Raw genomic sequence first — 16,133 nt, 5'->3', positions numbered from 1 at the left:
TTAGAGCCGTTTTTAATGATAATTAATCACGGCTCATTAGTAGAAATGATGGGTTATTTTTTAGAATAAACCAACTCAGGAGCGGCATTTTTTTCGATCACATCTTTATTTACAATCACTTTTTTAACATTTTTCAGTGATGGTAAATCATACATGGTATCAAGCAAAATATTCTCTACAATTGAACGTAGCCCACGAGCACCAGTTTTACGTTTCATTGCTTTTTCGGCGATAGCAACCAGTGCATCTTCTGAGAACTCAAGGTCAACACCTTCCAGATCAAACAGTGCTTTATATTGCTTAGTCAGCGCATTCTTAGGTTCAGTTAAGATCTGAATCAACGCATCTTTATCCAGTTCAGAAAGCGTGGCTACGACAGGTAAGCGACCAATAAATTCAGGAATTAGACCAAATTTAATCAGATCCTGCGGTTCAATTTGAGCCAGCAGCTCACTTTCTGTCGCTTTTTGATTTTCACCTTTCACCTGAGCGGCAAAACCAATACCGGCATTAGTATTGACACGCTGAGCAATCACTTTATCCAGACCTGCAAATGCCCCCCCACAGATAAACAGAATTTTTGAAGTATCAACTTGTAAAAATTCTTGCTGAGGATGCTTACGTCCACCTTTTGGCGGCACTGCTGCAATGGTTCCTTCAATCAGTTTCAATAATGCTTGTTGCACACCTTCACCAGAAACGTCACGGGTAATCGACGGATTATCTGATTTACGAGAAATCTTATCAATTTCATCCACATAGATAATACCACGCTGTGCCTTTTCAACATCGTACTCACAGTTTTGCAGCAGTTTTTGGATTATATTTTCAACGTCTTCCCCCACATAACCCGCTTCAGTAAGCGTTGTCGCATCAGCCATAGTAAATGGAACATCAAGCAAACGTGCTAGTGTTTCTGCCAGTAATGTTTTACCACTACCGGTTGGCCCGATAAGTAAAATATTACTTTTACCCAGCTCAACTTCACCGTTATTTCTGTTATTACGTAAACGTTTATAGTGATTATAAACAGCTACGGCTAGCACTTTTTTGGCATGTTCCTGACCAATCACGTACTCATCAAGATGATCTCTGATTTCGTGCGGTGTTGGCAAAGCCGTTTTTTCAAACTCATCTTTAGCCGGAAAATCTTTACCTTCTTCATGTAAAATATCATTACACAGACCGATGCACTCATCACAAATATAAATTGATGATGGACCTGCAATCAGTTTACGCACTTCATGCTGACTTTTACCACAGAAAGTACAATACAGTAATTTCCCTGAATTCTCTTTATCCACGTTAACCTACCTAAAATTCTTAACTTGGCGACGAATCATTAATCTCTTTTTGTGTAAACACCATCAACTAAGCCATATTCCACGGCTTGCTGAGCAGACATAAAATTATCTCTGTCGGTATCACGTTCAATCACTTCCAGTGGTTGACCTGTATGGAGAGACATTAATTGATTCATACGATTTTTTACATTCATCATCTCTTGAGCATGAATTTGAATATCTGATGCCTGCCCCTGATAACCACCAAGCGGTTGGTGAATCATCACACGCGCATTCGGTAAACAAAAACGTTTGCCTTTAGCACCAGCGGTTAATAAGAATGCTCCCATTGAACACGCTTGCCCTAAACAAATTGTACTGACATCTGGTTTGATGAACTGCATAGTGTCATAAATTGACATACCAGAAGTGATCACACCGCCCGGTGAGTTGATATATAAAAAAATATCTTTTTCCGGATTTTCTGCTTCAAGGAATAGTAACTGAGCAACGATAAGATTAGCCATGTTATCTTCAACCTGACCACTCAGAAAAATAACGCGCTCTTTAAGTAATCTTGAATAAATGTCATAAGCCCGCTCACCGCGCGAACTCTGTTCTACCACCATTGGTATCACACTCATATTTGGCTCAATGTATGACATATTTATCTCCTAACTATAAGAAAACAGCCCAAAAAAGATATTATCTTATTTGGGCTATCATCAATCAAATTGACTATAATCTTAATTGATTATGAATTCTTGATTATGAACTACAGCAGATAACTCTCTGATTATACTGCTGGAGCTTGATTCATTATTTCAGAGAATGAAGCTGGTTTATCCGTTACTTTCGCTTTCTCTAGTAATAAATCAATCACCTGATCTTCAACCGCCACTGCGCGAAGATTTTCTAACGCTTTTTTGTCTTTGCTATAGTAAGCAACCACATCTTTAGGATCTTCATAAGCTGTTGCGATTTCATCGATTAATGCTTTAACTCGAGACTCTTCAGCTTTGATGCTGTTTTTCTCGATGATGTCACTGAACAATAAACCGATAGTAACACGTTTTTTAGCTTCAGCTTCAAAAATTTCTTTTGGTAATTCAATCGCTTGTTTATTGTTACCACCAAAACGAGTTACCGCTTGTTGACGTAATACGTCAATTTCACGATCAACCAGTGCAACTGGTACGTCAACTTCGTTATGTTTAACTAAACCATCGATCACTTGTGCTTTTACTCGGTTACGTAGTGCAGCTTTAAGCTCACGTTGCATATTACGACTAACTTCTTCACGTAATTTTTCAACAGAACCGTCAGCAATACCAAAACGTTTAACCACTTCTTTCGTTAATTCTGGTAACTCAAGTTCTTCAACTTTTTTCAGTTTAGAAGCGAATTTAGCAGCTTTACCTTTTAAGTTATCAACGTGATAATCTTCCGGGAAAGTCACATCAATATCAAACTCGTCACCGGCTTTGTGACCAAGGATAGCTTCTTCAAAACCTGGGATCATACGACCTTGACCAAGTACAAGAGCGAAGTCACTCGCTTTACCGCCGTCAAATTCAACACCATCAACAGTACCATTGAAATCAAATACTACGCGATCCTGATCTTTCGCTTCGCGCGCAGCTTCTTTCCAGACACCTTGTTGTTTACGAAGAGTATCGATCATTGCATCGATATCCGCTTCTTGAACTTCAGCAACTGGTCTTTCAACTTCGATTTTCTCGATGTCTTTCACTTCAACTTCTGGATAGATTTCAAACTCAACGTGGTAAGTATAATCCTGACCGTCTTTATATTCAGTTGGTTGATAAGTCGGTGAACCAGCTGGGTTTAATTTTTCCTGAATGATTGATTCAATGAAGTTACGTGTCATTAGATCGCTTAATGCGTCTTGTAACACAGATGCACCGTAACGTTGTTGAACTACTTTTAAAGGCACTTTACCTTTACGGAAACCGTCAATACGGACTTTCTTAGCTGTTTTTACAAGTTCAGCGTCAACAGCTTTGCTAATATCTGCAGCAGGAATTGTAATTGTTAAACGACGACCTAAACCTTGAGTTGTTTCAACAGAAACTTGCATTTTTCTACCTCAAAAATCATAAAAAGTGTTTAATGTACTCTGATTAAGCTCACGGCTCTGACCACTAAACACACTAAAAAGTTGACAAAATAGGCGAGCATTATACCGATCGTTGCTGCCTACGTCGAGTATTTGTGATTTTATTCTATTTAAATTTTTTCTCTACTTCTTTCAGGCGCTTATTCATTTCATCAATATGCAGAACAAGAGATGCCGTTTTACGCCAGACTTTATTTGGCTGTAGCGGAATGCCTGAAGAGTAAACGCCAGGCTCAGTAATCGGACGCATTACCATGCCCATACCGGTGACAGTCACTTTATCACAAATCTCCATATGACCGTTGATCACGCTCGCCCCACCGATCATACAGTAACGACCAATTTTCAGACTGCCAGCCATAATAACGCCACCAGCCACCGCTGTGTGATCACCAATAATATCGTTATGAGCGATTTGGCATTGATTGTCAATAATGACGCCATTACCGATAATCGTATCATCCAGCGCACCACGATCTATTGTAGTACAGGCACCGATTTCAACATTGTCACCAATACGTACCGTACCAAGCTGAGGAATTTTAATCCAGTTACCACGTTCATTGGCGTAACCAAAACCATCAGCACCGATCACAGTCCCGGACTGAACCAGACAATTTGCTCCGATCGTGACGTTATGATAAACAGAAACATTGGCCCACAGCTTAGTGCCGGCACCAATTTTAGTATTTTTACCAATAAAGCAACCCGGACCAATAATTGCACCGTCGCCCAGTTCAACACCTGACTCAATTACTGCATTGGCACCAATGGCAACGTTATTTCCAAGTTTAGCATCTTGCGCAACCACTGCCGAAGGCGCAATATCTTTAGCCGGTAATGGTGTTGTATCAAGTAACTGAGCTAATTTGGCATACGTTAGATAAGGATTTTTCACAACTAACGCAGAACCCGTCCAGTACTGTAGACTTTCCTGAGTAAGTACCATGGCACTTGCCTGACACGCAGGTAATTGTTCCTGATATTTACTATCAGAAAGAAATGCTATTTGACCCGCTTTAGCACTTCCCATTGAAGCAACGCCTGTGATAATAATTTCACCATCACCATGAACAGTTGCTTCAAGTTGCTGAGCCAAATCCTTTAAACGATATGCAAACATTATTTAACTCGCTGTAAAACTTGTTCCGTAATATCCACTGACTTTTCTGCATAGAAAGCCGCTTCAGCTTTAAGTACTAAGTTATATTGGCCTTCTTTAGCAACCGCAGTCACTGCGGCTTCAATTTTAACCAGTAATTTGTTCGCTTCTTCGCTCTCTCTGCGACGATATTCTTGAGTATATTCTTTCGCTTTATCTTCAAATGCTGTAATAACCGCTGTCAATTTCGCTTTTTCAGATGCAGAAAGTGTTAATGCATCTTTCTTTAAACGTTGCGCTGCATCGTTAGCTTTTAATTCTTCAGCTTCTAAGATTTTTGCTTTTGGAGCAAATTCAGCTTCAAGTGCTTTAGCAACAGTTTCACGCTGTGGCATTTGTTGCAGAACAGCGATCACGTCAACGATAGCAATTTTAGTCTCTGCCATTGCCACACCTGAGAATAATAAAGCAACGCTAAGTCCTGCTGCATAAATAAACTTTTTCACATAAACTCCTTAATTGATAAAACATCAAATAACTAAACTACTACCATGTAGAACCGATATTAAACTGGAACTCTTGCGCAGAGTCACCATCAAATTTCTTGATCGGTTGTGCATAAGAGAAGATCAATGGACCAAGTGGTGACATCCATTGCACAGCCACACCAGCAGATACACGAATGTCTGATGGTGAACTATAATCCGGAATATCACGACCTTTTAAGTCCCACTCTGTATCCCACACAGTACCTGCATCCACAAAGACTGACGTACGGATTGAATTAGAGTATTTTTCACTGGCAAACGGTGTTGGCACAATCATCTCTAAACTGGCGAATGCCATTGCATTACCACCAACGGCATCTGAAGATGCTGTACAACCTGTTGTATTAGAAAGATTACAACTATTATTAAAATAAACTGCTTTTGGACCAACAGTATTAGCTTTAAAGCCACGCAGAGTTGAAGAACCACCTGCACGGTAGTTATCATAGAATGGTAATTCTTTACCACTAAAACCACTACCATAACCTACACGACCACGAGCGAGTAATACCCAGTTACGATCATAATCCAGTGGATAATAATATGAACCATCTAACGTTAATTTATAGTAACGATTATCAAACACCGGCGCAGTTATCTTTGCGTTCAGACTGGTACGTACACCTTCTGTCGGGAAGAAACCGCGGTCAAGGGAGTTATATCCCCAGTATGCAGTGATTGCCACGTCATCAGTTGAGAAAGTAAACGATTTATTTTTGGAAGTATCTTCACCCATAGAACGGAAATAACGCCACATGCTATATTGTGGATTCATATCTGTTAATTTATGGTTGGCATATTCTAAGCCAAAACGCATAAAGTTATTTTCACTGATTGGGAAACCAAGTGTTGTACCAGCACCATAAGTTTTGCTGGAGTAGACAGAGATATCGTCATCTTCATCAGACTTATAGGTGTTATAGAAAATACGTCCACCTAAACTCACACCATCAACTGTAAAATAAGGATCGGTGATAGAAAGTGTTGCCGTTTTATCAGTATTAGTCGTATTGACGTCAAAACCAACACTATTACCCGTACCAAGCCAGTTCTCCTGCTGGATACCCGCATTGAAACCTAAACCACTATCAGTACCGATTGAGATACCAAAACGGATACTACCGGTATTACGTTCTGATACTTTATAAGTAACATCAACCTGATCTTCTGTACCCGGTACACGCTGCGTTTCAACTTCAACCGAGTCAAAGAATCCTAAACGATTTAAACGCTCTTTACCTTTTTCAACCAGACTACTACCAAGCCACGCACCTTCCATCTGACGTAGTTCACGACGCAGAACTTCATCACTGGTCACTGAGTTACCAGTGATACTAATGTTACGCACGTAGTAACGATTACCCACATCAACAAACATCACCAATTGCACAGTACCGTCTTCATCTTTAATGTTTGGCTGAGTGATAACACGCGGGAAGGCATAACCATAGTTTGCCAGCATGGTTTTAATCTTATCTTCCAGCTCAGTAATACGTTTACCGCTATATAGATCACCAATTGTCAGACTTTCGGCCGCAATTTGATTCATCTCTTCGCCGTGAGTGGATAAGTTACCTTTAATTTCTACGCCAGAAAGTTTGTATTGTTGACCTTCTGTCACGTTAATGGTGACATAAATACCCTTTTTGTCAGGCGTCAAGCTCACCTGAGTAGAATCAATAGAGAAACGCGCATAACCACGATCTAAATAGAAACTCTCTAACTCATCTAAGTCAGCCGCTAATTTTTGTTTCTGATATTTACGATCGCCAATGAAGTTCCACCACGGCACTTCATCACGCAGTGAGAAACGAGAAATGAGTTCGTCAGAAGAATAAGAGTCAGCACCAACAATATTGATTTGTTCAATCAGAGCAGATGTACCTTCGGCAACAACCAGTTTTAAATCAACACGGTTACGAGCAAGTGGTGTGACAACAGCTTTCACTTGTGCATTATATTTACCAATGCTGTAGTAGAATTCCTCCAAGCCTTTTTCAACACCTGAAAGTGTGGTGCGATCCAAAGATTCCCCCACACGCACACCAGAACCATCAAGGTTAGACATTAAGGTTTCATCTTTTACCGTTTTATTACCAGACAAAGTAATACTGGCAATCGTTGGGCGTTCCTGTACAGAGACTATTAACGTTCCACCTTCACGCGCTAACTGAATATTTTCAAAGCTACCGCTGGCAAACAGAGATTGAATAATATGACCAAGATCATCATCACTCACCAAGTCGCCAACCTGAACCGGCATATCTAACAGTGCCGCCCCAAGTGTTACCCGCTGTAATCCTTCAAACTGAATATCTCTGACGACAAAATCTTCCGCGTAAGTTGGTACGCTATATGTAGACACTCCACCTAATAAAAGGGACACCATGAGCAATTTATTTATTTTCATCGAACAAGCTCATCCATCGTTTGTTGCCTCATCCTAATTCACGTCTAACGTGAGAAATCGTTAAATAATGCAATACCCATAACCATCATTAACAAAACAAATCCAATCCGATAAAAAACAGATTGGATTTGGTCTGAAACCGGGCTTCCTTTAATCTTTTCCACTAACAAGAACAGCAAATGTCCGCCGTCAAGCATTGGTAGTGGAATTAAATTCACTATACCTAAACTGATACTAATGAACGCTAAAAAATATAAGTAAGACACTATACCATAACTTGCCGACTGATCAGCAGTTTTTGCGATAGTGACAGGACCTGATAAATTTTTCAGACTCAGTGCACCAGTAACTAATTGATAAAAGGATTTTACCACCACTTTCATCATAAAACCTGTTTGTTTCACGCCCTGCCATACAGCAGAAAGCGGATTATATTGTGTAACCACCGCATCCGTACTTGGTGTGAGCCCGGCAAAGCCGCGCTCTATCGTTTGGCCATCCTGCCCAGTCACCGTTCTCATCTCTGGCGTTAGCTTAAGTGATAACGTTCTTCCTTCTCGTTCCACATTGAGCGACATCGTATCGCCCTTTTCAATCGTACTAGCAAAATTATCCCAGTCATTTAAGGTGATACCATTATAAGAGATGATTTTATCTCCTGCTTGCAGTCCTGATTTATCAGCCGCAGAACCAGATATCACTTCACGCAAAATTGGCAATAATTTTAATCTTTGTGGCACAAGGCCAAGAGCTGTCACCGGATCTTCCTTATCCAGATCAACATTCCAGTCAGTGATATTCACCTGCTCAGTCACTGGCGTATTTTGTCCGGCCGGAACATATTCAATTGCCATACTATTTTGCCCAATTTCACCCACTAAAGCGAGTTGAACATCGCGCCAGTCATTAACTTTGATGCCTGCAATTGATTTTAGTTCCGAACCTTGTGGAATATTTGTACTGGAAAGCACCGAACCGGGTAATATTTGACCAACTTTGACCGGATAAGTCATAATTCCAACCTGAGCTATCACCCAGTAAATCAAAAATGCCAGAATAAAGTTGGCAATAGGACCTGCACTAATAACCGCTGCACGCTTAGCAATACTCTGCTGATCAAATGCGTACTGTTTCTCTTCATCTGAAACGTCATCCACCCGGCTATCCAGCATTTTTACGTAGCCACCAAGTGGTACGATGGATAATACAAATTCAGTACCGCTTTTGGATTTATACTTAAATATTGTCGGTCCAAAACCAATAGAAAAACGCTCTACTTTTACCCCACAACGGCGCGCAACCCAATAGTGACCAAACTCATGGATGGCAACCAGAATACTAATTGTGATTAGAAATAAAACTGTCGTCCAGATCACTGCATTATCCTACAAAACATGACTCTACAAAATCAGAAATACCAAAGCAGCAAAAACAGGAACCGCTGCAGTCAGACTATCAATACGGTCAAGTACACCGCCATGTCCCGGGATCAGATGTCCGCTATCTTTAATTCCTGCTTCACGCTTAAACATACTCTCAGTTAAGTCACCAAGTACTGAAACTAAAATCGCCACAAAGGAGCCGATCATCACCTTTGTAAACGGTACGGTGTTAAATAAGTAAATGGATGCTAACACTGCGATAATAAGAGCAGTAATCAGCCCACCAATAAAGCCTTCCCATGTTTTACCGGGTGATACTTTTGGTGCTAATTTATGCTTACCAAATAAACGACCGGCAAAATAAGCACCCGAATCAGCAGCCCAAGCTAAAACTAATACATAAAGCAATGATGTAGCGCCAACATAAGGATTGTATTCATAAGCATTCATACGTAACACGATCATACCGACAAAGAATGGCCAAAGTGTCGCAATCGAGAATAATACTTTAGTTACCGTCGATTTTTGCCATGATTTTGCCGAACCGGGGTAAGCAATCACTAACACAAGCGCGATACACCACCACACCAGTGATAAAATCAGAGCAAACTGGCAGGCTTTAGAAAAGGCAATAGGCGACAAACCATAATACATGGCACAAAGTGCACCAACCCAGATAATTGCAAAAATTAAGCGACTATTGGTTTGTCTGATATTTAAAAATTGAGCCCATTCCCAGGCCGCTAAACCACAAACCAGAATAATCACCGCAGCAAAAATATTCAGCGGTAAAAAGAACAGTACAATAACAACTAAAGGAATTAACACTAAGGCTGCCAGTAAACGAGGTATTAACACACTATCTCCTAAGAATCATTATCAGTATTAACTTCACCAAATCGGCGTTCACGTTCCATGAACTCATTAATTGCCGACTGGAATACCATCTCATCAAAATCCGGCCAGAGTACTTCAGTAAAATACATCTCGGCATAAGCAATCTGCCAGAGTAAAAAGTTACTCACCCGGTATTCACCACCCGTACGAATCACCAGATCGACTTCGGGTAAATTGTTCAAACATAAATATTGCTTAAAACTGTTTTCATCTACCTGATCGGCAGAAAGCTTCTGCCCTTGTACATCCTCAATCAGACATTTTGCGGCATTCACAATATCCCAGCGCCCACCATAATTGGCTGCAATGTTTAATTTTAAACCAGTATTACTCGCTGTCAGTTTTTGGGCGCTCTCAATCATATTTTGTAACTGGGCACTAAAACGAGAAATATCTCCCACAATACGTAACTGGATATTATTTTTGTGGAGTTTTTTGACTTCATGGTTGAGGGCATAGATGAAAAGCGACATCAGGGCATCGACTTCTTTCTCTGGTCGATTCCAGTTTTCACTACTAAATGCATATAAGGTAAGAGCAGTAATTTGTTTTTGCGAGGCAAACTTTACAGCGTTACGCACAGCCTTTAAACCGGCACGATGTCCTATCGCTCGTAATTGCCCACGCTGCTTCGCCCAACGACCATTACCATCCATGATAATTGCAACATGTCTTGGTGTATGACCCTGAATATTACCTTTAGGCATGCTTGTCCTTAGTGAGCGTGAAATGAGCAAAATTAAAACAATAACTGACGTCTGGCTATGTTAGCATAAGGTGCTTTTAGGGGGAAATGATTTTCATGAGGTAGCACGAGAAGACCAAAATAATTTCTCTAATAAAATCAATAAGTTACATTTTTATAACTTATTGATTTCATTAAATTTTTATAATTAACGTGTACCGTAGACAACGATGGTTTTACCATGAGCCGAGATAAGATGTTGTTCTTCTAACATTTTTAAAATACGACCGACAGTTTCACGAGAACAACCAACGATTTGACCGATTTCCTGACGGGTAATTTTGATCTGCATACCATCAGGGTGAGTCATAGCATCCGGCTGCTTAGCCAGATTTAATAATGTTTGAGCAATACGACCAGCAACGTCAAGGAAAGCCAGATTACTTACTTTCTCAGATGTCACTTGTAAGCGGTTAGCCATTTGGCCAGCCAAACGCATTAAAATATCAGGATTAACCTGAACTAATTGTTTAAACTTTTTATAAGAAATTTCAGCGACTTCGCAACTCGTTTTCGCTTTTACCCAAGCACTGCGCTCCATGCCTTCTTCGAATAAACCAATTTCACCAAGGAATTCACCCTGACTAAGGTAAGAGAGGATCATCTCTTTGCCTTCATCATCTTTGATTAAAACTGCGACGGAACCTTTTACGATGTAGTAAAGTGTCTCAGCTTTTTCACCCTGATGGATCAATGTGCTTTTAGCGGGATATTTGTGGATATGACAATGTGATAGAAACCACTCTAGTGTTGTATCTGATTGCTGTTTGCCAATGATCATTAAAAGTCCCTCATTCAATATCAGCACATAAACTGTGCCATCTGGATACTATACCAAATTTATAACATGATTTATACAACCGAATTAACTTCAAATTTACGCAAATCTTACTTTATCTTGATATCAAGTGTTTCATGTAGCTCTGACCAGACAAGCATTGCTTTACCTTGTTGTAGCTGCAACTTTACATCCTGAACCTTTTCATCCAGTGTTTTCTCTTCTGAACCATAATCAGTCCCTTCTCGTAACACAAAATATTCAATCACATTTTGTAAGGTATCAGGATCGAGATCTTGCCAGGGTATCATCATCGTATTATTTTCCAGTCCAATGGAGTGCCACATAGTATAAGGATAACTACCAGATTGGACAATAGAGGGGAGAGTTATTGTTCTGCGTTTGTATTTAGCAGGGGATTTGGGCGGGTAGTGCTCCCCGCCTAAACGACAAACCCAAAATCCTTCTTATAACAATCACCAGACAATAAAAAACCGCCATAAAGGCGGTTTTTTCATACAAAAAGAATTAACTCTTAGTCATCAGACGCAGAATTTAAAAGCTCTGCCATATTCGCGGTTGCTTCTTCTGCTGTGATGCTTGGTTCCATACTTTCAAGACCTGCTTCACGTTGTTTACGACGTAAGCGCTCTTTATGGTATGCATAACCTGTACCAGCAGGAATCAGACGACCAACGATAACGTTTTCTTTCAGGCCTCGTAATTCATCATTTTTACCTGCTACTGCTGCTTCAGTTAACACGCGAGTTGTTTCCTGGAACGATGCTGCAGAAATGAATGATTCTGTTGTCAGAGATGCTTTAGTAATACCTAACAAGTCATGTGTATACGTTGCTGGCTCTTTACCTTGAGCAACAAGTTCACGGTTCACAATCTTAATACGAGCAACTTCAAGTTGTTCGCCTTCTAAGAAGCGTGTATTACCTGGATGAATAATTGTTGCTTTACGCAGCATTTGACGAACGATAACCTCAATGTGTTTATCGTTGATCTTAACGCCTTGTAAACGGTAAACTTCCTGCACTTCGTTCACAATATAACGAGTTACAGCATTTACACCACGTAAACGTAGAATATCATGCGGAGACTCAGGACCATCAGAGATCACGTCACCACGAGACACTTCTTCACCTTCGAACACGTTTAGCTGACGCCATTTTGGAATCATCTCTTCGTACGGCTCAGAGTTATCAAGCGGAGAAATAATCAGACGACGTTTGCCTTTAGTTTCTTTACCAAATGATACAACACCATCAACCTCAGCAAGAATTGCTGGCTCTTTTGGTTTACGTGCTTCAAATAGATCTGCTACGCGTGGTAGACCACCGGTGATATCTTTAGTACCTACAGATTCTTGTGGAATACGTGCAAGAACATCACCCGGATTGATTTGCGCGCCGTCTTCTAACTGAATTAATGCTTTACCTGGTAAGAAGTATTGAGCTGGCAGTTCAGAACCAGTTACAAACACATCTTTACCTTTAGCATTCACAACTTTAATTGCTGGACGCAGATCTTTACCAAGACCAGTACGCTCTGCAACGTCAAGGATTGCGATAGAAGATAGACCAGTTAAATCATCGGTTTGACGCGTGATAGTTTGACCATCAACCATATCGATAAAGCGAACAAAACCACCTACCTCAGCGATAACAGGCATGGTATGTGGATCCCAGTTAGCAATTGTCTCACCCGCTGTAACTGAAGCGCCATCACCTTTAGATAGAATCGTACCGTAAGGAATCTTATACGTTTCCTTCATACGGCCAAACTCATCCATAATAGTTAGCGCTGTATTACGAGATGTGATAACTAATTTCTTCTCTGGGTTAACAACAAATTTCGCTCTGTCTAGTTTGATGCTACCTTTGTTTTTAACCTGAATACTTGATTCAGCTGCCGCACGCGACGCCGCACCACCGATATGGAACGTACGCATCGTTAACTGTGTACCCGGTTCACCGATTGATTGTGCTGCAATAACACCAACCGCTTCACCTTTATTGATGATATGACCACGAGCAAGGTCGCGTCCATAACACTTAGCACACACACCAAAATCAGTATTACAAGATACCACTGAACGTACTTTAACACTGTCGATCAGCTCTTCTTCAAGAAGATCACAGTAGTGTTCATCAAGTAACACGTTACGTGGAATCAGAATATCTGCAGTACCTGGTTTTAATACGTCTTCTGCTGTTACACGACCAAGAACTCGATCACGTAGTGGTTCTTTAACATCACCACCCTCAATAACCGGAGTCATGACAACACCTTCAAGCGTACCACAGTCGTCTTCGATGATCACAAGGTCTTGTGCCACGTCAACTAGACGACGAGTTAAGTAACCAGAGTTTGCTGTTTTTAATGCTGTATCGGCCAAACCTTTACGCGCACCATGGGTGGAGTTAAAGTACTGAAGAACGTTCAGACCTTCGCGGAAGTTTGCCGTGATTGGTGTTTCGATGATCGAACCATCTGGTTTAGCCATCAAACCACGCATACCTGCTAACTGACGAATCTGTGCTGCAGAACCACGAGCACCAGAATCGGCCATCATATAGATACTATTGAAAGAAGCTTGTTTCTCTTCTTTACCTTCACTATTTTTGACCATATCAACAGATAAGTTATCCATCATCGCTTTTGCAACACGTTCGTTAGCAGCAGCCCAGATATCGATAACTTTGTTATAACGTTCACCAGCTGTAACAAGACCTGATTGGAACTGTTGTTGAATTTCAGCTGCTTCAGCTTCAGCTTCTGCAATGATTTCAACTTTCTTAGCTGGGATTTCCATATCGTCAATACCAACAGAGATACCAGAACGTGCCGCATAAGCAAAACCGGTATACATGATTTGGTCAGCAAGAATAACAGTTTGTTTCATGCCTAGTTGACGATAACAAGTATTTAATGTTTTAGAGATCGCTTTTTTACCTAAAGGCTGGTTCACAAGTGAGAACGGTAAACCTTTTGGAATGATCAGCCATAAAATTGAACGACCAATAGTGGTATCAACTAAAGACGTTGTTGTCTCCCATTGACCTGCACTATTTTGTGTGTGTTCAGTAATACGCACTTTCACACGAGCATGAAGTTCTGCTAAGCCTAAACGATACAGTTTTTCTGCTTCTTTAGGACCCGTTAAGACCATGCCTTCGCCTTTTGCATTCACACGATCACGTGTCATGTAGTAAAGACCTAAAACAACGTCCTGTGAAGGAACGATGATCGGCTCACCACTTGCAGGAGAAAGGATATTGTTGGTTGACATCATTAATGCACGAGCTTCAAGTTGAGCCTCGAGCGTTAATGGAACGTGAACCGCCATTTGGTCACCATCGAAGTCGGCGTTGAATGCCGCACAAACGAGTGGATGTAACTGAATAGCTTTACCTTCGATCAAAATTGGTTCAAATGCCTGAATACCTAGTCTATGTAGTGTCGGAGCACGGTTTAATAATACCGGATGTTCACGAATCACTTCATCTAAGATATCCCAAACAATTGCGTCTTCACGCTCCACCATTTTCTTCGCTGCTTTGATGGTTGTTGCATAACCACGGCGCTCAAGTTTTCCGTAGATAAATGGTTTGAATAGCTCAAGTGCCATTTTCTTCGGTAAACCACATTGGTGTAGACGTAAGTATGGACCTACGGTAATTACAGAACGGCCTGAATAGTCAACACGCTTACCAAGTAAGTTTTGACGGAAACGACCTTGCTTACCTTTGATCATATCAGCAAGTGATTTCAGAGGACGTTTGTTAGAACCGGCAATTGCACGGCCACGACGACCATTATCAAGTAGCGCATCCACAGACTCTTGTAACATACGTTTTTCGTTACGTACGATAATATCTGGTGCTGCTAAATCTAACAGGCGTTTTAAACGGTTATTACGGTTGATCACACGACGATATAAATCGTTCAGATCAGACGTCGCAAAACGACCACCATCAAGTGGTACGAGTGGACGTAAATCTGGTGGAAGAACCGGAAGCACATTTAAGATCATCCACTCTGGTTTATTATCAGAGAGAGTGAATGCTTCTAAAATTTTAATACGCTTAGTCAGTTTTTTACGTTTAGTTTCTGAATTAGTAATCGATAACTCATCACGAAGTTGATCACACTCACCAGCAACATCAAGGTTACGTAATAATTCCTGAATCGCTTCTGCACCCATACGCGCGTCGAATTCGTCACCAAATTCTTCAAGTGCATCAAGGTATTGCTCTTCAGTTAAAATCTGACCACGTTCTAAATTAGTCATGCCGCCATTTAGCACCATGAATGATTCAAAATAAAGTACACGTTCAATATCACGTAGTGGCATATCAAGTAATAAACCGATACGAGACGGTAGTGATTTTAAGAACCAAATGTGCGCTGTTGGAGAAGCAAGCTCAATATGACCCATACGCTCACGACGTACTTTAGTCTGAGTAACTTCAACACCACATTTTTCACAAATCACACCACGGTGTTTTAAACGTTTGTACTTACCGCACAGACATTCATAGTCTTTAACTGGCCCAAAAATTCGAGCACAGAATAAACCATCACGTTCCGGTTTAAAGGTACGGTAGTTAATAGTTTCAGGCTTCTTAACTTCACCAAAAGACCATGAACGAATCATGTCTGGTGACGCTAGTCCAATTTTAATTGCATCAAACTCTTCAGTTTTAGTTTGTGCTTTTAGAAACTTTAATAAGTCTTTCACGAATTGGCTCCTGTGGAGTTAAACCAATCAGATAACCTATTGATTTTATTGCATATTTTCAATGAGTTACCCCTGTAGATAATAATCATTTTATC

At 40.6% G+C, this 16,133-nt stretch carries 12 protein-coding genes; all 12 read right to left on the bottom strand.

Translation table 11 applies throughout. From position 1 onward, the window contains the following. Window positions 1-53: 53 nt before the first annotated feature. Window positions 54-1,304 (bottom strand): ATP-dependent protease ATP-binding subunit ClpX, encoded by a 1,251-nt coding sequence (gene clpX, locus IPMB12_RS02375; RefSeq protein ID WP_166914587.1) that lies wholly within the window; start codon window positions 1,302-1,304, stop codon window positions 54-56. 38 nt (window positions 1,305-1,342) lie between these two features. Next, window positions 1,343-1,948, bottom strand: coding sequence for an ATP-dependent Clp endopeptidase proteolytic subunit ClpP (gene clpP, locus IPMB12_RS02370; RefSeq protein WP_208293529.1), 606 nt, complete (start codon window positions 1,946-1,948; stop codon window positions 1,343-1,345). A 131-nt stretch (window positions 1,949-2,079) separates the two neighbouring features. Beyond that, a complete protein-coding gene (gene tig / locus IPMB12_RS02365; RefSeq protein ID WP_166914585.1) occupies window positions 2,080-3,384 on the bottom strand; it encodes a trigger factor in 1,305 nt (434 codons plus the stop codon). A 145-nt stretch (window positions 3,385-3,529) separates the two neighbouring features. Then, window positions 3,530-4,546, bottom strand: a complete 1,017-nt coding sequence (gene lpxD / locus IPMB12_RS02360) for a UDP-3-O-(3-hydroxymyristoyl)glucosamine N-acyltransferase (protein WP_166914583.1) — start codon at window positions 4,544-4,546, stop codon at window positions 3,530-3,532. Next, entirely contained in the window at window positions 4,546-5,031 is a 486-nt protein-coding gene (locus IPMB12_RS02355; protein WP_166914580.1) for an OmpH family outer membrane protein, read from the bottom strand. Before IPMB12_RS02355 ends, lpxD begins: the two co-directional genes overlap by 1 nt. Before the next feature lie 40 nt (window positions 5,032-5,071). Beyond that, entirely contained in the window at window positions 5,072-7,483 is a 2,412-nt protein-coding gene (bamA, locus tag IPMB12_RS02350; protein WP_166914578.1) for an outer membrane protein assembly factor BamA, read from the bottom strand. 44 nt (window positions 7,484-7,527) lie between these two features. Beyond that, on the bottom strand, window positions 7,528-8,859 hold the full coding sequence (rseP, locus tag IPMB12_RS02345; RefSeq protein ID WP_166914576.1) for a sigma E protease regulator RseP: 1,332 nt from the start codon (window positions 8,857-8,859) through the stop codon (window positions 7,528-7,530). 24 nt (window positions 8,860-8,883) lie between these two features. Then, complete coding sequence (locus IPMB12_RS02340; protein WP_166914574.1) at window positions 8,884-9,723, bottom strand: phosphatidate cytidylyltransferase; 840 nt, start codon at window positions 9,721-9,723, stop codon at window positions 8,884-8,886. Between the two features lie 8 nt (window positions 9,724-9,731). Next, complete coding sequence (gene uppS, locus IPMB12_RS02335; protein WP_166914572.1) at window positions 9,732-10,469, bottom strand: polyprenyl diphosphate synthase; 738 nt, start codon at window positions 10,467-10,469, stop codon at window positions 9,732-9,734. Window positions 10,470-10,655: 186 nt separating this feature from the next. Then, window positions 10,656-11,288, bottom strand: a complete 633-nt coding sequence (gene crp, locus IPMB12_RS02330) for a cAMP-activated global transcriptional regulator CRP (RefSeq protein ID WP_166914570.1) — start codon at window positions 11,286-11,288, stop codon at window positions 10,656-10,658. Window positions 11,289-11,395: 107 nt separating this feature from the next. Beyond that, window positions 11,396-11,599: a YheU family protein gene (locus IPMB12_RS02325; protein WP_166917661.1), complete on the bottom strand. Its 204-nt coding sequence runs from the start codon at window positions 11,597-11,599 to the stop codon at window positions 11,396-11,398. 221 nt (window positions 11,600-11,820) lie between these two features. After that, a complete protein-coding gene (gene rpoC, locus IPMB12_RS02320) occupies window positions 11,821-16,038 on the bottom strand; it encodes a DNA-directed RNA polymerase subunit beta' (protein WP_166914568.1) in 4,218 nt (1,405 codons plus the stop codon). Between the last annotated feature and the right edge of the window lie 95 nt (window positions 16,039-16,133).

It is taken from the genome of Zophobihabitans entericus (assembly GCF_011745665.1).
Classification (GTDB): Bacteria; Pseudomonadota; Gammaproteobacteria; order Enterobacterales; family Orbaceae; genus Zophobihabitans; species Zophobihabitans entericus.
Note: the sequence above shows the minus strand (reverse complement) of the source record. Positions and strands in the feature narration are given on the sequence as shown.

Bases quoted from the DNA above. Each gene is read 5' to 3' on its own strand.
- IPMB12_RS02325 (WP_166917661.1), bottom strand. From the start codon at position 11,599: ATGATGATACCCTGGCAAGATCTCGATCCTGATACCTTACAAAATGTG.
- bamA (WP_166914578.1), bottom strand. From the start codon at position 7,483: ATGAAAATAAATAAATTGCTCATGGTGTCCCTTTTATTAGGTGGAGTG.
- crp (WP_166914570.1), bottom strand. From the start codon at position 11,288: ATGATCATTGGCAAACAGCAATCAGATACAACACTAGAGTGGTTTCTA.
- clpP (WP_208293529.1), bottom strand. From the start codon at position 1,948: ATGTCATACATTGAGCCAAATATGAGTGTGATACCAATGGTGGTAGAA.
- tig (WP_166914585.1), bottom strand. From the start codon at position 3,384: ATGCAAGTTTCTGTTGAAACAACTCAAGGTTTAGGTCGTCGTTTAACA.
- lpxD (WP_166914583.1), bottom strand. From the start codon at position 4,546: ATGTTTGCATATCGTTTAAAGGATTTGGCTCAGCAACTTGAAGCAACT.
- uppS (WP_166914572.1), bottom strand. From the start codon at position 10,469: ATGCCTAAAGGTAATATTCAGGGTCATACACCAAGACATGTTGCAATT.